16 protein-coding genes are annotated in these 19,760 nt (G+C 60.4%); 12 read left to right on the top strand and 4 right to left on the bottom strand.

Features of this window, described 5'->3' with window-relative positions; genetic code table 11:
* The first annotated feature begins 96 nt into the window (after positions 1–96).
* Together rlmM and tusA are read left to right on the top strand one after the other, a co-directional pair.
* Entirely contained in the window at positions 97–1,173 is a 1,077-nt protein-coding gene (rlmM, locus tag HX823_RS21400) for a 23S rRNA (cytidine(2498)-2'-O)-methyltransferase RlmM (RefSeq protein WP_177076525.1), read from the top strand.
* A 27-nt stretch (positions 1,174–1,200) separates the two neighbouring features.
* Positions 1,201–1,452, top strand: a complete 252-nt coding sequence (gene tusA, locus HX823_RS21395; protein ID WP_038846538.1) for a sulfurtransferase TusA — start codon at positions 1,201–1,203, stop codon at positions 1,450–1,452.
* Here the strand turns inward: tusA and HX823_RS21390 are convergent.
* The gene (locus tag HX823_RS21390; protein ID WP_177076523.1) at positions 1,449–2,843 is read right to left on the bottom strand and encodes an MATE family efflux transporter; all 1,395 of its coding nucleotides are present in this window, start codon (positions 2,841–2,843) and stop codon (positions 1,449–1,451) included. The two genes, tusA and HX823_RS21390, sit on opposite strands and share 4 nt — an antisense overlap.
* A 140-nt stretch (positions 2,844–2,983) precedes the next feature.
* Here HX823_RS21390 and pdxB point away from each other — a divergent pair, with 140 nt between their 5' ends.
* Complete coding sequence (gene pdxB / locus HX823_RS21385; RefSeq protein WP_177076521.1) at positions 2,984–4,126, top strand: 4-phosphoerythronate dehydrogenase PdxB; 1,143 nt, start codon at positions 2,984–2,986, stop codon at positions 4,124–4,126.
* A gap of 53 nt (positions 4,127–4,179) precedes the next feature.
* Here the strand turns inward: pdxB and HX823_RS21380 are convergent, their stop codons facing one another.
* The gene (locus HX823_RS21380; protein WP_016975252.1) at positions 4,180–4,353 is read right to left on the bottom strand and encodes a PA1571 family protein; all 174 of its coding nucleotides are present in this window, start codon (positions 4,351–4,353) and stop codon (positions 4,180–4,182) included.
* A gap of 247 nt (positions 4,354–4,600) precedes the next feature.
* Between HX823_RS21380 and HX823_RS21375 the strand changes: the two genes are divergently transcribed.
* Positions 4,601–6,388, top strand: a complete 1,788-nt coding sequence (locus HX823_RS21375; protein WP_177076519.1) for an ABC transporter transmembrane domain-containing protein — start codon at positions 4,601–4,603, stop codon at positions 6,386–6,388.
* A gap of 193 nt (positions 6,389–6,581) precedes the next feature.
* Here the strand turns inward: HX823_RS21375 and HX823_RS21370 are convergent, their stop codons facing one another.
* Positions 6,582–8,510, bottom strand: coding sequence for a transglycosylase SLT domain-containing protein (locus HX823_RS21370; RefSeq protein WP_177076517.1), 1,929 nt, complete (start codon positions 8,508–8,510; stop codon positions 6,582–6,584).
* 213 nt (positions 8,511–8,723) lie between these two features.
* On the opposite strand from HX823_RS21370, the gene HX823_RS21365 reads away from it, so the two are divergent.
* The gene (locus HX823_RS21365) at positions 8,724–10,643 is read left to right on the top strand and encodes an ATP-binding cassette domain-containing protein (RefSeq protein ID WP_177076515.1); all 1,920 of its coding nucleotides are present in this window, start codon (positions 8,724–8,726) and stop codon (positions 10,641–10,643) included.
* 183 nt (positions 10,644–10,826) lie between these two features.
* Here the strand turns inward: HX823_RS21365 and HX823_RS21360 are convergent, their stop codons facing one another.
* Positions 10,827–11,267, bottom strand: a complete 441-nt coding sequence (locus HX823_RS21360) for a universal stress protein (protein ID WP_177076512.1) — start codon at positions 11,265–11,267, stop codon at positions 10,827–10,829.
* A gap of 105 nt (positions 11,268–11,372) precedes the next feature.
* Here HX823_RS21360 and HX823_RS21355 point away from each other — a divergent pair, with 105 nt between their 5' ends.
* The 7 genes from HX823_RS21355 to HX823_RS21325 all read left to right on the top strand — a co-directional run bounded on the left by HX823_RS21355 (position 11,373) and on the right by HX823_RS21325 (position 19,707).
* The gene (locus tag HX823_RS21355) at positions 11,373–11,810 is read left to right on the top strand and encodes a hypothetical protein (RefSeq protein ID WP_177076510.1); all 438 of its coding nucleotides are present in this window, start codon (positions 11,373–11,375) and stop codon (positions 11,808–11,810) included.
* Between the two features lie 482 nt (positions 11,811–12,292).
* Positions 12,293–14,440, top strand: a complete 2,148-nt coding sequence (fadB, locus tag HX823_RS21350) for a fatty acid oxidation complex subunit alpha FadB (protein ID WP_028619416.1) — start codon at positions 12,293–12,295, stop codon at positions 14,438–14,440.
* Positions 14,441–14,469: 29 nt separating this feature from the next.
* Positions 14,470–15,645 (top strand): acetyl-CoA C-acyltransferase FadA, encoded by a 1,176-nt coding sequence (fadA, locus tag HX823_RS21345; protein ID WP_016975260.1) that lies wholly within the window; start codon positions 14,470–14,472, stop codon positions 15,643–15,645.
* A 97-nt stretch (positions 15,646–15,742) separates the two neighbouring features.
* Positions 15,743–15,979 (top strand): DUF1653 domain-containing protein, encoded by a 237-nt coding sequence (locus HX823_RS21340; RefSeq protein WP_028619417.1) that lies wholly within the window; start codon positions 15,743–15,745, stop codon positions 15,977–15,979.
* 114 nt (positions 15,980–16,093) lie between these two features.
* Complete coding sequence (gene topA / locus HX823_RS21335) at positions 16,094–18,715, top strand: type I DNA topoisomerase (protein WP_177076508.1); 2,622 nt, start codon at positions 16,094–16,096, stop codon at positions 18,713–18,715.
* Between the two features lie 126 nt (positions 18,716–18,841).
* Positions 18,842–19,363 (top strand): DUF6586 family protein, encoded by a 522-nt coding sequence (locus HX823_RS21330; RefSeq protein ID WP_038846553.1) that lies wholly within the window; start codon positions 18,842–18,844, stop codon positions 19,361–19,363.
* A gap of 110 nt (positions 19,364–19,473) precedes the next feature.
* Positions 19,474–19,707 carry a hypothetical protein gene (locus tag HX823_RS21325; protein WP_016975264.1) on the top strand — a complete coding sequence of 78 codons (234 nt, stop codon included), beginning with the start codon at positions 19,474–19,476 and terminating at the stop codon, positions 19,705–19,707.
* Positions 19,708–19,760: the final 53 nt, after the last annotated feature.

The following is a 19,760-nucleotide window of genomic DNA, read 5'->3' as shown; positions in this document are numbered from 1 at the left end:
TCGTTAAGTCCAAGGTTCCGAACTCCGTTATCATGCGCGGGTTTTCATGACAGGCATTGCGACAGCGCAACGTCAGTTGATTCACTTGGAGAGTTGATGAACACCCTTTTTATGCACTGCCGCCCGGGTTTTGAAGGCGAAGTCTGTTCCGAGATCGCGGACCTCGCCGCGCGCCTGAACGTTTCCGGCTACGCCAAGGCCAAGACCGGCAGCGCCTGCGCCGAATTTGTCTGCACCGAGGAAGACGGCGCCCAGCGCCTGATGCACGGCCAGCGCTTTGCCGAGCTGATCTTTCCTCGGCAGTGGGCGCGCGGGGTGTTCATCGACTTGCCGGAAACGGACCGCATCAGCGTGATCCTCGCCCACCTGCGCGAATTCCCGGTGTGCGGCAGCCTGTGGCTGGAAATGGTCGATACCAACGACGGCAAGGAACTGTCCAACTTCTGCAAGAAATTCGGAGTGCACCTGCGCAAAGCCCTGCTGAACGCCGGCAAGCTGGTGGACGACCCGAGCAAGCCGCGCCTGCTGCTGACCTTCAAGAGTGGCCGCGAAGTGTTCATGGGCCTGGCCGAGTCGAACAACTCGGCAATGTGGCCGATGGGCATCCCACGTCTCAAGTTCCCCCGCGAAGCACCCAGCCGTTCGACCCTCAAGCTGGAAGAGGCCTGGCACCACTTCATCCCCCGCGACCAGTGGGACGAGCGCCTGCACGGTGATATGACCGGCGTGGACCTCGGCGCAGCGCCCGGCGGCTGGACCTGGCAACTGGTCAACCGTGGCATGCTGGTGACCGCCATCGACAACGGCCCGATGGCCGAAAGCCTGATGGACACTGGCCTGGTGCAGCACTTGATGGCCGACGGTTTCACCTTCGTGCCCAAGCAGCCGGTGGACTGGATGGTCTGCGACATCGTCGAAAAGCCGGCGCGTAACGCCGCGCTGCTGGAAACCTGGATCGGCGAGGGGCATTGCCGCGAGGCGGTGGTGAACTTGAAGCTGCCGATGAAGCAGCGCTACGCCGAAGTGAAGCGCCTGCTGGAACGCATCGAAGACGGTTTCAAGGCACGCGGCATCCGCGTGGAGATCGGCTGCAAGCAGCTGTACCACGACCGTGAGGAAGTGACCTGCCATTTGCGTCGGTTGGTGGATGTGAAGAAAACCAAGGCCCGGTAGACTGGCGGCCAGTTTCAGGAGTAGATCATGAGCGATATTTTCGACAGCGCCGTCGACGGCACCCTAGATGCAACAGGCTTGAATTGCCCGGAACCTGTGATGATGCTGCACCAGCACATCCGCGACCTGCCTCCCGGCGGCTTGCTCAAGGTGATCGCGACCGACCCGTCCACGCGCCGCGATATCCCCAAGTTCTGCGTGTTCCTTGACCACGAACTGGTGGATCAGCAGGAGCAGGCCGGTACGTACCTGTACTGGATCCGCAAGAAGTCCGCTTAAACCCGCGCCTTGTCGGCGCGGATACGCCGGCGTGCACTGCGCGCCAGGCGCACCAGCAACATACCCGCCGCACAGCTCAGGCCCACGATCAGCCCTTGCCACAAGCCGCTTGGGCCGCTCGGCTCGCCCAGCCAATTCGTCAGGCCCAGGGCGTAACCCACCGGCAGGCCAACGCCCCAGTATGCGAACAGTGTCAGCACCATGGTCACTCGGGTATCCTGGTAGCCACGCAGTGCGCCGGCTGCCGTGACCTGGATCGAGTCGGAGAACTGAAACAGTGCCGAAAACACGATCAGCGTCGAAGCCAGGTGAATGACCACCGGGTCCGGGGTGTAGATCGCCGCTATCTGCTCGCGAAACAGCAGCATCAGGCTGCAGGACAGACAAGCGTAGGCCAGCGCCGTACCCATGCCGACACCGGCGGCGAAGCGCGCTTCACGCGGTTCGCCACGCCCGAGGGCCTGGCCGACCCGCACGGTGACCGCCATGCTCAAGGAGTAGGGGATCATGAACACCAGGGAGCTGACGTTCAATGCGATCTGATGACCGGACACCACAGTGGCCCCCAGGCTGCCCAGCAGCAGGGCGATCACCGCAAAAATGCTCGACTCGGCAAAGATCGCCACGCCAATCGGCAGACCAATGCCCAGCACACGCTTGATCACCGCCCATTGCGGCCAGTCGAAGCGCTTGAACAATTCGCTGCTCTGGTAGGCCGGCCCCCAGCGGGTCCAGGCGGCCAGGCCGAGCATCATCGCCCACATCGAAATAGCCGTGGCCCAGCCGCAGCCTACGCCGCCCATGGCCGGCAGGCCGAGGTGACCGTAGATGAAGATGTAGTTCAGCGGAATGTTCAGCGCCAGGCCGAAGAGGCCCATGACCATGCTCGGCAGCGTACGACCCAGGCCGTCACTGAAGCAGCGCAGCACGTAATAGAACGCAATGGCCGGCATACCGGCGGCGATGCCATGCAGGTAGCCCATGGTGGGTGCGATCAGGTCCGGTTCAACCTTCATTGCATGCAGGATCGGCTCGGCGCAAAGCAGCAGCAGTGAGCCGATGATGCCGACCACCAAGGCCAGCCACAATGACTGGCGCACCAACGGCCCGATCTCACTGTACTGGCCCGCGCCGTAGCGTTGCGCGACTTTCGGCGTGGTAGCCAGCAGCGTACCGCTCATCAGCAGGTAGACCGGAATCCAGATCGAGTTGCCCAGGCCCACCGCCGCCAGGTCCTGGGGGCTGACGCGGCCGGCCATCACCGCATCGACAAAACTCATCGCGGTGGTGGCCAGTTGGCCGACCATGATCGGCAGGGCGAGCGTCAGCAGGCCGCCGACTTCCCGGCTGATGCGGGCGGGGCGGCTAAGGGTGGCAGTTGCAGTGTTCACGTACAGGTGTCCAATAAAGGGAAGCGCAAGGACGGCGGATTCTACGCTTTGACGCACTGGTCAGGAAAAAACCAGTGTTAGGGATTTGTAAGCGCGGGCTGTGATCCCTGTACACTGCGGGTCCGCGAAAGGAGCCTGCCATGCTGATTGTTGCCGACGAAAATATTCCGCTGCTCGATGCATTCTTCCAGGGATTTGGCGAGATTCGCCGCGTGCCTGGCCGTTCCATCGACCGCGCCACGGTCGAGCAGGCCGACGTGTTGCTGGTGCGCTCGGTGACCAACGTCAACCGCGCGCTGCTGGAGGGCACGACGGTGCGCTTCGTCGGCACCTGCACCATCGGCACCGATCACCTTGACCTCGACTACTTCAAACAGGTCGGCATCCAATGGTCCAGCGCCCCCGGCTGCAATGCCCGTGGCGTGGTGGATTATGTGCTGGGCAGCCTGATGACCCTGGCGGAAATCGAAGGTGCCGACCTCACCCAGCGCACCTATGGCGTGGTGGGGGCCGGTGAAGTCGGTGGGCGGCTGGTCAAGGTGCTCAAGGGCCTGGGCTGGAACGTGCTGGTGTGCGACCCGCCACGGCAGATTGCCGAAGACGGCGATTACGTCAGCCTGGAGCAGATCATCGAGCAATGCGATGTGATCAGCTTGCACACACCGCTGACCAAGTCCGGCAACGGTTCCACCTGGCACCTGTTTGATCGCCAGCGGCTCAACCAGCTCAAGCCCGGCACCTGGCTGATCAACGCCAGCCGTGGCCCAGTGGTAGACAATGCCGCCCTGCGCGAGGTGCTGCTGGCGCGCGAAGACCTGCAAGCGGTGCTGGATGTGTGGGAAGGCGAGCCTGAAGTGGACGTGGACCTGGCAGAGTTGTGCGTGCTGGCCACGCCGCACATCGCCGGCTACAGCCTGGATGGCAAGCAACGCGGCACGGCGCAGATCTATCAGGCGTTCTGCGCGCACCTGGGGCAGGCGCCGAGCATTCATTTGAGTGATTTGCTGCCGCCGCCGTGGTTGGCCGAGGTGCACTTGAACGCGTCCACCGACCCGGCCTGGGCACTGGCGACCCTGTGCCGCAGCGTGTACGACCCGCGCCGTGATGATGCGGATTTCCGGCGTAGCCTGGTAGGAACGGTTGAAGAGCAGCGTAAGGCGTTTGACCTGCTGCGCAAAAACTATCCTGAACGTCGTGAAATTGATGGCTTGAAGGTGCGCATTAACGGTGAGTCGGCAGCATTGTCGAACATCATCAGCGCATTGGGTGCCGTGAGCGCCTAGATCCCCATAAAAAACCCGGCCACCTGGGCCGGGTTTGAAAAAGCGTCGGCGCTTCAGCCTTGCTGGGCAGGCTTGACCAGTCGCTGTTCCAGTTCGCTGCACGCTTGCTGGATCATCTCTTCGGTAATCTGCACATCTTTGCCATTGGCATCGACGTACCAGCAGGGCAATTGCTGCGGCTGGCGGATTACTTCAATCTTGGCATCGCTGCTGTTTTGCAAGGTCATGGCCTGTCTCCTCATCAGGTTGTGTACCCATTCTGCTTATCACTCTAAGCCGCCCGCGTGACCAGGCTGTTACAACTCCTTTCAAAGTCACCGGTTCGAATACCCAGTCGACCAGAAACCGATACAAATTTCCAGCCAGGGGTTAGACCGATAGCCTCTAGGGTTAGGTATCGGCGGGCATAATTAACCTGACTCATTGTTATTTACCCAAGTTCCCCCAATGTTGAGGACAGGTTCCTCATTGGTGATGCCCTCCATGTTCTCAGTCCGTCAACGCCGCGCGATCCGTCTGGCCAGCCGCTTCATCGCCCCCTACCGCTGGCAGGCGCTTGGCGCCCTGTTGGCGCTGATCGTCACGGCCGGTATTACCTTGTCCATGGGGCAGGGCATCCGTCTGCTGGTGGACCAGGGTTTCATGACCCAATCCCCGCACTTGCTCAACCAGTCCATCGGCCTGTTCATGGTGCTGGTGCTGGGGCTGGCAGTGGGTACCTTCGCACGGTTTTATCTGGTGTCGTGGATCGGCGAGCGGGTGGTGGCGGATATCCGTCGGCAAGTGTTCAACCATTTGATCTACCTGCATCCGGGCTTTTACGAGAACAACCGCAGTTCGGAGATCCAGTCGCGGTTGACCACCGACACCACGTTGCTGCAGTCGGTGATCGGATCGTCGTTGTCGCTGTTCCTGCGTAATGCCTTGATGGTCATCGGCGGCATCGTGCTGCTGTTTGTCACCAACCCCAAGCTCACCAGTATCGTGGTGGTAGCGCTGCCGCTGGTGCTGGCGCCGATCCTGATCTTTGGCCGCCGGGTGCGCAGCTTGTCGCGCCAAAGCCAGGACCGCATCGCCGACGTGGGCAGCTATGTGTCCGAGACCCTCGGTCAGATCAAGACCGTGCAGGCCTACAACCACCAGGTGCAGGACGAACAACGTTTCGCCGTGACTGTGGAAGACGCCTTCACCACCGCGCGCAAGCGCATCACCCAACGCGCCTGGCTGATTACCCTGGTGATCATGCTGGTGCTCGGTGCCGTGGGCGTGATGCTGTGGGTCGGCGGCATGGACGTGATCAGCGGACGTATTTCCGGCGGTGAGCTGGCGGCGTTCGTGTTCTACAGCCTGATCGTCGGCAGTGCGGTCGGCACCCTGAGTGAAGTACTCGGTGAGTTACAACGCGCTGCCGGGGCCGCCGAGCGCATTGGTGAGTTGTTGCAGTCGAGCAACGAGATCCAGGCGCCGAGCGCAGGCACCGTCCAATTGCCCGCCCGCGTCAGCGGCCGCATGGAGCTGCAAGACCTGCGTTTTTCCTATCCTTCGCGGCCCGACAGCTATGCCATTGACGGTTTGAACCTGACCATCAATCCCGGCGAAACCTTGGCGCTGGTGGGGCCTTCCGGCGCGGGCAAATCGACGATTTTCGACCTGTTGCTGCGCTTTTACGACCCCCAGCAAGGCCGCATCCTGCTCGAAGGCCATCCACTCACCGAACTCGACCCCATGGACCTGCGCCGCCACTTCGCCCTGGTATCCCAGAGCCCGGCGCTGTTCTTCGGCAGCGTCGAAGACAACATCCGTTACGGCAACCCGACCGCCACCCAGGATCAGGTCGAAGCCGCCGCACGCATTGCCCATGCCCACGACTTCATCCTGCAAATGCCTGACGGCTACCAGACCCACCTCGGCGACGGCGGCATGGGCCTCTCCGGCGGCCAACGCCAACGCCTGGCCATCGCCCGAGCGTTGTTGGTGGACGCGCCGATCCTGCTGCTCGACGAAGCCACCAGCGCCCTCGATGCCCAGAGTGAACACCTGATCCAGCAAGCGCTGCCGCAATTGATGCAAGGGCGCACCACGCTGGTGATCGCCCATCGGCTGGCCACGGTGAAGAACGCTGATCGCATTGCGGTGATGGACCAGGGCAAGTTGGTGGCGGTGGGGACGCATCAGCAGTTGATTGCAAGCAATGCGTTGTATGCGAGGCTGGCGGCGTTGCAGTTCAGTGATGGGGCAGAGATCGCGAACAGCGAGGGCTAAAGTGGGCCCGTCGTCACGAGCGGGCATCCTTGGCAGGCAGTTGAGGGCGAAGATGCACGTGTGGCGAGGGAGCTTGCTCCCGTTGGACTGCGCAGCAGTCCCATTTTTGGGGTCGCTTCGCAACCCAACGGGAGCAAGCTCCCTCGCCACAGGGTTTCAACCACCGACAGTGCGGCGGCGTCCGACCAGAGCCTTACTGATCATCAAAATACCGCTCATGCCAATCCACCAACGGCTGTGGTGAATTGAGCTTCTGCCCGTAGATCACCGAATAAGACAGCACGTTCTGCACATACTGGCGAGTTTCGTCGAACGGAATGCTTTCCACCCACACATCGAAACTCAGGTGGTCCGCGCCACGCAGCCACTGGCGCACGCGGCCGGGGCCGGCGTTGTAGGCGGCAGAGGCGAGCACGCGGTTGCCGTTGAACTGGCTGTGCACCTGGCTCAGGTAGGCAGCGCCGAGCTGGATGTTCTTGTCCGGGTCCAGTACCTGGGCCGGGGAGGCCAGGGGGATGCTGAACTTGCGCGCGGTTTCCTTGGCAGTGCCAGGCATCAGTTGCATCAGGCCGCTGGCACCGACGCCGGAGCGGGCGTCGTCCATAAAGGCGCTTTCCTGGCGGGTAATCGCGAATACCCAACTGGAATGCAGGCCGCGCACCTTGGCTTCACGCACCAGGGTGTCGCGGTGGGCCATCGGGAAACGGATGTCCAGGTCGTCCCAGTACTGCGCCTGGCTGATGGTGCGGATCGCCGGGAAGTACCACTTCATGTCGTAGGCCAGCTTGGCCTGGGCGACCATCTCGTCACGGTTGAAGTGACGGCTTACGTGATACCACTCGCGACGGCCATCTACGATCTGGCCACGGGCGTAGAATTCCAGCGCACGGCGCACGCCCGGCGTGTTGCGCACCTTGTTGACCAGTGCCTGGCTCATCAGCAGCGGCTTGTTCTTCAACTGATACGGGGCTTTGGAGCGATCCGCCGCAAGGAAACCGTAGAAGTCACGCTCTTGTGCCAGGTTCTTGTACAACACCAACGCTTGTGGGTTCTTGGGTTCTGCCAGTTCCAGGCTGCGGGCCTGCCAGTAGCGCCAGCGGTTGGTGGTCGCCAGGTCTTGTGGGAGTTTGCGGGTCAACTGGTAGGCGTCTTCCCAGCGCGCCAGGCGCAACAGCAAGCGCAGGCGCCATTCGGAGACGGTGTTGTCGCGCAGTTCTGGGTCGTATTTGGTCATCACCTCAAGGGCGCGCGGGTCGTAGCGCTTGGCCAGGGTCAAGCCGATTTCCCGGGCGATCGACACTTTTTCGTCACGGGAGAAGTGCATGCTGCTGGCGTAGCCGTCTAGCAGGGCCATGGCCTTGTCCGGATCCTGGCGGGCCAGGCGACGCAAGCCCAGGCCCACGGCGTCAGACATGGCCTCGGTGGCTGGCAGGAAGCGTGACGGGTCGCTGAGCATGTCGGGCTTTTGCGCCACGTCCACCATCAAGCGGCCTTGGGCGCCGAGGGTGGGCAAGGTTTTCACCAGGCTGTTGGCGAGTGCGTAGTTGCGCGCTTCGGCGGCGAGCTTGGCGCGGTCCCAGATCTTCTGTTCGGTGAGTTGGCCGTCAGCCGCCCATTGGCCGAAGGTGGCATCACAGGCGGCCGGTTGGGACTTACCGGTCATCCAGAGTTTTTCGGTGGTCTTGTAGCCTTCGGCTTTCAGGTTGTGGGTGAGCTGGTACTGGCCCTGAAGGCAGTCCAGCTCAACGAAATTGAGCTTGGTGTCGTAGTACTTTTCAAAGGTCTGCCAATCGCCACGCTCGGCCAACCAGCGCAACCAGCGCAGTTTCATCCAGTTGGCCTGGGGCAGGTCACCGTTTTTGGCCAGGAACTGTTCGATCTCCTGATTGCTCGCGGTTTTCAGGCGCGCCGTCAGTTCGTCGTAGGCCAGGTACGGCGTCAGCGGGTAGTCGGCCAGGGCCTGGCTGTATTGCATGTACGGGCCGGTATCGCCCTTGGCCAAGGCGCGTTTGGCTTCATCGTAATATTGACGTTGGGTGGTGAGGTCCACGGCCTGGGCGGATTGAACGGCGGTGGCGGAAAGAAGCAGACAAGATAAAAAGTTGAAAAGGCGACTGCGCATGAGACGTCCGTGCAGAGAAATCACGACTAGCATCGGCACCGCCGACACTGATTGCCCCTAGCTTAGCCTTTTGCCCGACGCAGACGAAAGCTTTGCTGGGCGGTTCGTTCAAGTTCGTTGGAAATGTCCTACAGAACGTGTCGGCAGCGAAAATGCCAGCCGCATCCCACCCCTAACTCAGGTAGAATGCGCGCCCAGTTTTTGGAGAAGCGTATGACCCTGCTCAAATTCAGCGATGTGTCCCTTGCTTTCGGCGCTATGCCGTTGTTGGACAAGGTGTCCTGGCAGATCGCCCGTGGTGAGCGGGTGTGCATCATCGGCCGCAACGGCACCGGCAAATCCAGCATGATGAAGCTGGTCAAAGGCGACCAGAAGCCCGATGACGGCTCCGTATGGCGCGCGCCGGGCCTCAAGATCGGCGAATTGCCGCAAGAATTGCCGGTGGCCGACGGACGGACAGTGTTCGACGTGGTTGCCGAAGGCCTCGACGGCGTCGGCGCACTGCTCGCCGAATACCATCACCTGGCGCAGAACTGCGTCACCGAAGATGACCTGAACAAGCTGATGCACGTTCAGCAAGACCTCGAAGCCCGTGATGGCTGGCGCTTGCAGCAACTGGTCGACAGCACCCTGAGTCGCCTGCAACTGCCGGCCGACAAGACCCTCGCCGAGTTGTCCGGCGGCTGGCGTCGCCGCGTGCTGCTGGCCCAGGCCCTGGTGTCCGAGCCGGATCTGCTGCTGCTCGACGAACCGACCAACCACTTGGACATTGGCGCGATTGCCTGGCTGGAAGAAGCCCTCAAGGAATTCCAGGGCGCCGTGCTGTTCATCACGCACGACCGTTCCTTCCTGCAGAACCTGGCCACGCGCATTCTTGAGCTGGACCGTGGCGGCCTGATCGACTGGAACGGCGACTACGCCAGCTTCCTGGTACACAAGGAAGCCGCGCTGGCCGCCGAAGAAACCGCCAACGCGCTGTTCGACAAAAAGCTGGCCCAGGAAGAAGTCTGGATCCGTCAGGGCATCAAGGCCCGTCGTACCCGTAACGAAGGCCGCGTACGCGCCCTGAAAGCCCTGCGTGTCGAGCGCAGCGAACGCCGCGAGCGCACCGGCAAGGCGAATATCCAGCTGGACACCGCCGACAAGTCGGGCAAGCAAGTGATGGTGCTGGAGAACGTCAGCTTCCATCACCCGGACGGCCCGTTCCTGATCAAGGACTTCTCCATGGTCCTGCAGCGCGGCGACCGTATCGGCCTGCTGGGCGCCAACGGCACCGGCAAGACCACCTTGCTCAAGCTGATGCTCAGCGGTCTGCAGCCGACCAGCGGCACCGTGGAAGAGGGCACGCGCATTGACGTGGCCTACTTCGACCAGTTGCGTCACCAGTTGGACCTGGAAAAAACCGTGATCGACAACGTTGCCGAAGGCCGCGACTTTATCGACATCGACGGCCAGAGCCGCCATGTGCTCAGCTACCTGGGCGACTTCCTGTTCAGCCCGCAGCGTGCACGTACGCCGGTGAAAGCCTTGTCCGGTGGTGAGCGTGCGCGCCTGCTGCTGGCCAAGCTGTTCAGCAAGCCGGCCAACCTGCTGGTGCTCGACGAACCGACCAACGACCTCGACGTGGAAACCCTCGAGCTGTTGGAAGAAGTGCTGCTGACCTTCAACGGCACTGTGCTGATGGTCAGCCACGACCGGGCATTCCTCGACAACGTGGTCACCAGCACCCTGGTCTTCGAAGGCGAAGGCAAGGTGCGTGAATACGTCGGTGGTTACCAGGACTGGCTGCGCCAGGGCGGTTCGCCGCGCCTGCTGGGCGTGACCGAGAGCAAGTCCGGCAAGGCCGACTTGAACTCGGCGGTGGTCACTCCGGTGGCGGCTGCTGAGCCGGTTGCCGAAGTGGTGCCAGGTGCCAAGAAGAAGCTTAGCTACAAACTGCAACGTGAGCTGGAAGCGTTGCCGGGTGATATCGAAGCCAAGGAGCAGCAGATCGCTGCGGTTGAAGCGGACATGGCTGACGCGGGTTTCTACCTGCGTCCGGCGGCTGAAACGGCCAAGGTCATCGCTTCCCTGGAGACGTTGAACCAGGAGCTGGAAGTGTTGGTTGAGCGTTGGGCTGAGTTGGATGCCTGAGTGATTCCAATGCATTAAAAAAGCCCGGCGTTCATTTCTATGAACGCCGGGCTTTTTATATGAAATGCGATCCAAATGTGGGAGCGGGCTTGCTCGCGAAAGCGGTGTGTCAGTCACCAGATGCATCAACTGACAGACAGCTTTCGCGAGCAAGCCCGCTCCCACATTGGATCTGCGTTGGTCTTACGGAGTCTTTACCAACCGGACGGCCAGCACGTCGCACGGCGCACCGTGCAGCACATCATTGGCGGTGGAACCGAGCAGCAACGCCAGCCCGTGACGGCCATGGCTGCCGACCACGATCAGGTCACAACCCTTTTCCTTGGCCAGATGGTGGATTTCCTGGCGCGGTTGGCCGTAGGTGAGGTGGCAGTCTTCCTTTTTCAAGTGCGGGTATTTGAGAATCAAACGGTCCAGGCGCTCCTTGGCCTGGTCAAACTGCTGTTGCTGCAACTGGGAAAGGTCCATCGGCACGTCACCGCCAAAGGCCATGGCCATGGGCTCGACGATATGCACCAGCGACAGTATGGCGCCATTGGCCAATGCAGACTCCTGCGCGCGCTTGATCACTGGATCGCACTCTTCGGTCAGATCAACAGCGACCAGAATATGTTGGTAGGGCATGAGGCGTTCCTCCAAGGGACTGCAATAAGTTCAGTATGGCTGCTTTCAAGCGGATGGGGTTGCGTCAGGTCAAATCCGCTCATCTAGAAATTCGGGAGTACACATATGACGGTCTGGATAGTGGTGTCAATCCTTGTGGTGGTTCTGAGCCCTCTGGCATGGCTGCGCCCGTCGCGCCATCAGAGCGGGCGCATGGCCCTGCGCATGGAGGCACGCCGCATCGGCCTGGCCATGCAGTTGTCGCCCCAGGAATGGCCGCACTGGCTCAAGCAAGAGCCGCCGAGCCCGTGCGCGCAGTATTGCCGGCCACGGCGCGGCAGCACGCCGGCGATCTGGAGTTACTGGCAGTTGGAGCCTGGGGTCTGGGTCAATCAGTGGCGCGAAGTGTGCGCCGATGAAAAGTTGTTGCCGCATTTTGCGACGCTGCCGGACAACGTCTACAAGGTCGAAGCCGACAAGCAGATGATCGCCTTGTATTGGGGCGAGAAGGGCGAGGCGAGCGTGTTGAAGGCTATTGATGCGCTGCTCAAGGCCCTGGCCTGAATCGCAGGCAATAAAAAGCCCGACATCATCATCGGGCTGGAGTTGGCCAGGCAGGCCGGTAATTCTGGTGTTTCGCGCGTCGGATGTTCATCCAGACGCTTTACGGTTGCGGCTAGCCTAGCCGCATATCCCGTTCTGTACAGTCTTTTTCCATATCTTTTGCATTATTGATTTCGTGAATAGTTGAATATTGACGAGTCGCGGGCTTAGGGTTGGGGTTCTGAAATGACTGGAAAGTCGCGTTTTTCCTAGCCTTTCGAGCGATTGACAATTGCCCGGAATTGGATGAAGGTGGCGTACCCAAATCAAACGGGCGTATGAATTGAGCGTTTGTCTGTCAGACGACTCATACAGAATCCCGACTATCGCATTGGCGGGTGTGCCTGGCGGATTGGCGTGAACATTGGCGAATTCATCAATGTCCAACCAGAGGCCAGCGTCCAGTGTGTACTGTTCAGCTTCCATATCGTGGAGATCAGTTGATGATTTACGAAGGTAAAGCCATCACGGTTAAGGCTCTTGAAAGTGGCATCGTCGAACTGAAATTCGACCTCAAGGGTGAGTCCGTCAACAAGTTCAACCGTCTAACCCTGAATGAATTGCGTCAGGCCGTAGACACCATCAAAGCAGATGCTTCGGTCAAGGGCGTGATCGTTTCCAGCGGCAAGGACGTGTTTATCGTCGGCGCTGACATCACCGAATTCGTCGACAACTTCAAGCTGCCCGATGCCGAGCTGGTGGCTGGCAACCTCGAAGCCAACAAGATTTTCAGCGATTTTGAAGACCTCAACGTACCGACCGTCGCCGCGATCAACGGCATCGCGTTGGGCGGCGGCCTGGAAATGTGCCTGGCGGCAGACTTCCGCGTCATGTCGGCCACGGCCAAGATCGGCCTGCCTGAAGTCAAGCTGGGCATCTACCCAGGTTTCGGCGGCACAGTACGCTTGCCGCGCCTGATCGGTGCCGACAACGCCATCGAGTGGATTGCCGCTGGCAAGGAAAACCGTGCTGAAGACGCGCTGAAAGTCGGTGCCGTCGACGCTGTGGTTGCCCCGGACAAACTGGCCGAAGCCGCACTGAACCTGATCAAGGGCGCCATCAGCGGCGAATTTGACTACAAGGCCAAGCGTCAGCCGAAGCTGGAAAAACTCAAGCTCAACGCCATCGAACAAATGATGTCGTTCGAAACTGCCAAAGGTTTCGTGGCTGGCCAGGCCGGCCCGAACTACCCCGCGCCGGTTGAAGCGATCAAGACCATCCAGAAAGCCGCGAACTTCGGTCGCGACAAAGCCCTGGAAGTGGAAGCGGCAGGCTTCGTCAAACTGGCGAAAACCTCCGCAGCCCAGAGCCTGATCGGCCTGTTCCTGAACGATCAGGAACTGAAGAAAAAGGCCAAGGCCTACGACGAAATCGCCAAGGACGTGAAACAGGCAGCCGTACTCGGCGCCGGTATCATGGGCGGCGGTATCGCCTATCAGTCGGCGTCCAAAGGCACGCCGATCCTGATGAAAGACATCAACGAGCACGGCATCGAGCAAGGCCTGGCGGAAGCCGCCAAGCTGCTGGTCGGCCGCGTGGATAAAGGTCGCATGACCGCCGCGAAGATGGCTGAAGTGCTTAACGGCATTCGTCCTACGCTGTCCTACGGCGATTTCGGCCACGTCGACCTGGTGGTCGAAGCGGTTGTCGAGAACCCGAAGGTCAAGCAAGCCGTACTGGCTGAAGTGGAAGCCCAGGTCAAAGACGACACCATCCTGGCGTCCAACACCTCGACCATTTCCATCTCGCTGCTGGCCAAGGCCTTGAAGCGTCCGGAAAATTTCGTCGGCATGCACTTCTTCAACCCGGTGCACATGATGCCGCTGGTGGAAGTGATCCGTGGCGAGAAGTCCAGCGAGCTGGCGGTTGCCACCACCGTTGCCTACGCCAAGAAAATGGGCAAGAACCCGATCGTGGTCAACGACTGCCCGGGCTTCCTGGTCAACCGCGTGCTGTTCCCGTACTTCGGCGGTTTCGCCAAGTTGGTCAGCGCCGGTGTGGACTTCGTGCGCATCGACAAAGTCATGGAAAAATTCGGCTGGCCAATGGGCCCGGCGTACCTGATGGACGTGGTCGGCATCGACACCGGCCACCACGGTCGCGACGTCATGGCTGAAGGCTTCCCGGACCGCATGAAAGACGACCGCCGTTCGGCGATCGACGCGCTGTACGAGGCCAAGCGCCTGGGCCAGAAGAACGGCAAGGGCTTCTACGCCTACGAGGCCGACAAGAAGGGCAAGCAGAAGAAAGTGGCCGATCCGTCGGTGCATGAAGTGCTGGCTCCGGTCATCTACGAACAGCGTGAGGTGTCGGACGAAGACATCATCAACTGGATGATGATCGCCCTGTGCCTGGAAACCGTGCGTTGCCTGGAAGACGGCATCGTCGAGACCGCCGCCGAAGCCGATATGGGCCTGGTGTACGGTATTGGTTTCCCTCCATTCCGTGGTGGTGCGCTGCGTTACATCGACTCGATCGGTGTGGCCGAGTTCGTTGCCCTGGCTGATCAATACGCTGATTTGGGCCCGCTGTACCACCCGACCGCGAAGCTGCGTGAAATGGCCAAGAACGGCCAGCGCTTCTTCGGTTAAGTGCCCAGACGACTAGAGCGAGAATATTTATGAGCTTGAATCCAAGAGACGTCGTGATCGTCGACTTCGGTCGTACGCCGATGGGCCGCTCCAAGGGCGGCATGCACCGCAACACCCGTGCCGAAGATATGTCGGCACACCTGATCAGCAAACTGCTGGAACGCAACGTCAAGGTCGACCCGAACGAAGTCGAAGACGTGATCTGGGGCTGCGTCAACCAGACCCTGGAGCAGGGCTGGAACATTGCGCGCATGGCGTCGTTGATGACCCAGATCCCGCACACCGCCGCCGGCCAGACTGTGAGCCGCCTGTGCGGTTCGTCGATGAGCGCGCTGCACACTGCCGCCCAGGCGATCATGACCGGCAACGGTGATGTGTTCGTGGTCGGTGGCGTGGAGCATATGGGCCACGTCAGCATGATGCATGGCGTTGACCCTAACCCGCACATGTCGCTGTACGCGGCAAAAGCCTCGGGCATGATGGGCCTGACCGCGGAAATGCTCGGCAAAATGCACGGCATTACCCGCGAAGCCCAGGACGCGTTCGGCCTGCGTTCCCACCAACTCGCCCACAAAGCGACTGTGGAAGGCAAGTTCAAGGATGAAATCATCCCGATGAACGGTTATGACGAGAACGGTTTCCTGAAACTGTTCGACTACGACGAAACCATTCGTCCGGATACCACCCTGGAAAGCCTGGCCGCGCTCAAGCCGGCGTTCAATCCAAAGGGCGGCACCGTGACAGCCGGTACTTCGTCGCAAATCACCGACGGTGCTTCGTGCATGATCGTGATGTCGGCGCAGCGTGCCCAGGACCTGGGCATCCAACCGCTGGCCGTGATCCGTTCGATGGCCGTGGCGGGTGTGGACCCGGCAATCATGGGCTATGGTCCAGTACCGGCCACACAAAAAGCCTTGAAGCGCGCGGGTCTGACCATCAACGACATCGACTTCTTCGAGCTCAATGAAGCTTTCGCTGCACAGGCCTTGCCCGTGCTGAAAGATTTGAAAGTACTCGACAAGATGAATGAGAAGGTTAACCTGCACGGCGGCGCGATTGCCCTGGGTCACCCATTCGGTTGCTCCGGTGCGCGTATCTCCGGCACTTTGCTTAACGTGATGAAGCAAAATGGCGGCAACCTTGGGGTTGCAACCATGTGCATTGGTCTCGGCCAAGGCATTTCCACCGTCTTCGAACGCGTCTAAGCGTTGGGTTGACGGAAGCCGGGGCCCAGTGCCCCGGTTTTTGTTTTTGGGTGGTTTTGTATTTTTTTTTTAACAAATTTTGTAAGAGGGCCAGAGCATGAAAGTCGAACCAGGGCTCTACCAGCATTATAAAGGTCCGCAGTACCGTGTTTTCAGCGTGGCGCGCCACTCCGAGACCGAAGAAGAAGTGGTGTTCTACCAAGCACTGTATGGCGATTACGGCTTTTGGGTGCGCCCGTTGAGCATGTTTGTGGAGACCGTCGAAGTTGACGGCGAGCAGGTCCCGCGCTTTGCTTTGGTCCAGGCCGAACCCAGTCTTTTTTCAGGGCAATAACGGCAGGTCGCGCAGAATGCTGCGCTTGACCTCACCTTGTTGCCACTATATATAGCGTTGCCGCGACAGGCGCCAACTGCCTTTCACTTCTCGAATTCAGGAATTTTCCGATCCATGGGCAAATCGCTGGTCATTGTGGAATCCCCGGCTAAGGCCAAGACCATCAACAAGTACTTGGGCAACGAGTACGTGGTGAAGTCGAGTATCGGCCATATCCGAGACCTGCCCACCAGCGGTTCGGCTAGCGCCAGCAAGGAGCCAGCCGCCAAGCGCGGCAAGGCGGCTGCGGGCGAAGGTCCGGTGCTCACCCCTAAAGAGAAAGCGCGCAAGCAGCTGGTCTCGCGCATGGGTGTGGACCCGGATCATGGCTGGAAGGCCAAGTACGAAATCCTTCCAGGCAAGGAAAAGGTCATCGAAGAGCTGCGCCGGCTCGCCAAGGATGCTGACACCATCTATCTCGCGACGGACTTGGACCGCGAAGGGGAAGCCATTGCCTGGCACCTGCGGGAAGCCATCGGCGGTGATGACAGCCGCTACAAGCGCGTGGTGTTCAACGAAATCACCAAGAAAGCCATCCAGGAAGCTTTCTCCAAGCCGGGCGAACTGGATATCGACCGTGTCAACGCCCAACAGGCCCGTCGTTTCCTCGACCGCGTCGTGGGCTACATGGTCTCGCCACTGCTGTGGGCCAAGATCGCCCGTGGCCTGTCGGCCGGTCGTGTGCAATCGGTTGCCGTGAAGCTGGTGGTGGAGCGTGAGCGCGAGATCCGTGCGTTCATCCCCGAAGAATACTGGGAAGTCCACGCCGACTTGGGCACCGCCAAGGGTGCCAACGTACGTTTTGAAGTGGCCCGCGAGAAAGGCGAGGCGTTCAAGCCGCTGAACGAAGCCCAGGCGATGGCCGCGCTGGAGAAGCTCAAGTCTTCCAGCTACAGCATCGTCAAGCGTGAAGACAAACCGACCAGCAGCAAGCCGTCGGCACCGTTTATCACTTCCACCCTGCAACAGGCCGCGAGCAACCGCCTGGGCTTTGGTGTGAAGAAAACCATGATGATGGCCCAGCGCTTGTACGAAGCCGGCTACATCACGTATATGCGTACCGACTCCACCAACCTGTCGCAAGATGCGGTGGCGATGGCGCGTACTTACATTGAAGAAGAGTTCGGCAAGAAGTACCTGCCGGAGAAGCCAAACGTCTACAGCAGCAAGGAAGGCGCACAAGAGGCTCACGAAGCGATCCGTCCTTCCGACGCCAACACCACGCCTGCCAAGCTGAGCGGCATGGAGCGCGACGCTGAGCGCCTCTACGAGCTGATCTGGCGCCAGTTCCTGGCCTGCCAGATGCTGCCAGCGCAATACCTGTCCACCACCGTGACGGTGGCGGCTTCCGACTTCGAGCTGCGTGCCAAAGGCCGTATCCTCAAGTTCGACGGCTATACCCGTGTGATGCCGCAAATCGCCAAGCCTGGCGATGACGACGTGCTGCCGGACATGGCCCAAGGCGACACGTTGAAGCTGATCAAGCTCGACCCGTCGCAACACTTCACCAAGCCGCCGGCGCGCTATTCGGAAGCCAGCCTGGTAAAAGAGATGGAAAAACGCGGCATCGGTCGTCCTTCGACCTACGCGGCGATCATCTCGACTATTCAGGACCGTGGCTACGTTGCGCTGCACAACCGTCGTTTCTACTCGGAAAAGATGGGCGACATCGTGACCGAGCGACTGTCCGAGAGCTTCTCCAACCTGATGGACTACGGCTTCACCGCCGGTATGGAAGAGAACCTCGATGACGTGGCCCAGGGCGAACGCGACTGGAAAAGCGTGCTGGACGAGTTCTACGGCGACTTCAAGAAGAAACTCGAAGTAGCCGAAAGCCCTGAAAATGGCATGCGTGCCAACCAGCCGGTGATGACCGACATCCCGTGCCAGACCTGCGGTCGACCGATGCAGATTCGTACGGCGTCCACTGGCGTGTTCCTCGGTTGCTCGGGCTACAGCCTGCCGCCGAAAGAGCGCTGCAAGGCCACCGTCAACCTGGTGCCGGGTGATGAAATCGCTGCCGATGACGAGGGTGAGTCCGAGTCGCTGGTCCTGCGTGGCAAGCACCGCTGCCCGATCTGCAGCACGGCGATGGACGCCTACCTGCTGGACGAGAAGCACAAGCTGCACATCTGCGGTAACAACCCGGATTGCAACGGCTACGAGATTGAAGAGGGCACCTATCGCATCAAGGGCTACGAAGGTCCGAGCCTGGAGTGCGACAAGTGCGGTAGCGAGATGCAGCTCAAGACCGGCCGTTTCGGCAAGTTCTTCGGTTGCACCAACCCGACCTGCAAGAACACCCGCAAACTGCTGAAAAGCGGTGACGCGGCGCCGCCGAAGATGGACCCGGTGAAGATGCCTGAACTCAAGTGCGAGAAGGTCAACGACACCTACATCCTGCGTGACGGCGCTTCGGGGTTGTTCCTGGCGGCCAGCCAGTTCCCGAAAAACCGCGAGACCCGTGCACCGCTGGTGCTGGAGATCGTGCCGCACAAGGATGAGATCGATCCGAAGTACCACTTCCTGTGTGAAGCGCCGAAGAAGGACCCGGATGGTCGTCCAGCCGTGATCCGCTACAGCCGCAAGACCAAGGAGCAGTATGTGCAGACCGAAGTGGACGGTAAGCCTACCGGCTGGAAAGCGTTCTACGACGGCGGCAAGTGGAAGGTCGAGGACAAGCGCCAGGGCGCTTGATCGGCTAATCTGCCAGTGACAAAGGCCGCCTGCACAGGCGGCCTTTTTTTGCCCTTGCAGTGCGCTCGGCTGATCCGTGACACTGTTCAGCCAGCATCACGCTTATTCGTTGTGGAGATTGCCGTCATGGCCAACGAACTCTATACCCGTACCAATCAGAAAATTTACTTCGCGGGTTTATCCCTGGAAGCCCTTGGCCGCGCCGAGGAAGGGAAGGAGATGAATGCCATCGCGCTGGTCCAGGCGGGGCGTGAAGCGGCGTTGTTCCATCTGTACGGTGCCTTGCTGGGCCTGTGCCATGAGATCGCCGGGTTTTACCGCCTGCCCCAGGCCGGCTCGCCCCGTGCAGAAATGATCATGAATCGTGAAGTTCTGGACTCAATGGCGATCCCTGAGCTGGCCGAGTTGGTGGAAATGGCTCAAAGCCCTGACAGTTGGGTGGCGCGTTTGCTCAAGGCGCATGCGGATATGTTCCAGCCGCCGCGTATACCGCATGTGCCCAAGGGCGATGTGACCCAGCCGTTGATCGTGGCGGTTGCGCTGGAAGAAGATGAGCCCAAGCCGTTGAGTCGGGAAGAGCTGGAAGGCTGGCGCCAGGAACTGAAAAAGATGGCACTGCGCTTTCGCGAAGGTCTCAACGAGTGTTGAGCATCCTCTAGGCGACCATTCATCAAGCTGTCAAGAAACCTGTTCAGATCCTCTGCGGGGCTGGGTGGATGACTGATATAATCCCGGCCTTTCGTGGAGAGCAGACTTTTATGCCAACGTCCTTTCTGGAAATTGTTGAATTGCCTGACGGCCGAATCGAGCTGCGCCGGGCTGAGGACGAGGGTTCTCTGGTTATCTTGGATTTTTCCGAAGATGCCAAACAGTTCCTGCAAGGCCAGCACGTGGAAGTGGCTAAAGCCATGTTGAGCGTGGGTGTGCAGATGGCCGGTCGCCTGGCGGAAGGCGAGCCTGAGAAAGACGAGGGGCCGCGGGTTCTTCACTGACTGACGGTGATCGTTGTGGTGCGCGGGCTTGCCCTTGTTTCTTATACACATCT

Origin of the sequence: Pseudomonas sp. P7759, from assembly GCF_013386445.1 — a bacterium.
In the GTDB taxonomy this organism is placed as follows: domain Bacteria; phylum Pseudomonadota; class Gammaproteobacteria; order Pseudomonadales; family Pseudomonadaceae; genus Aquipseudomonas; species Aquipseudomonas azotoformans_A.
The sequence above is the reverse complement of the archived record's forward strand: the minus strand, read 5'-3'. Positions and strand labels throughout refer to the sequence as shown.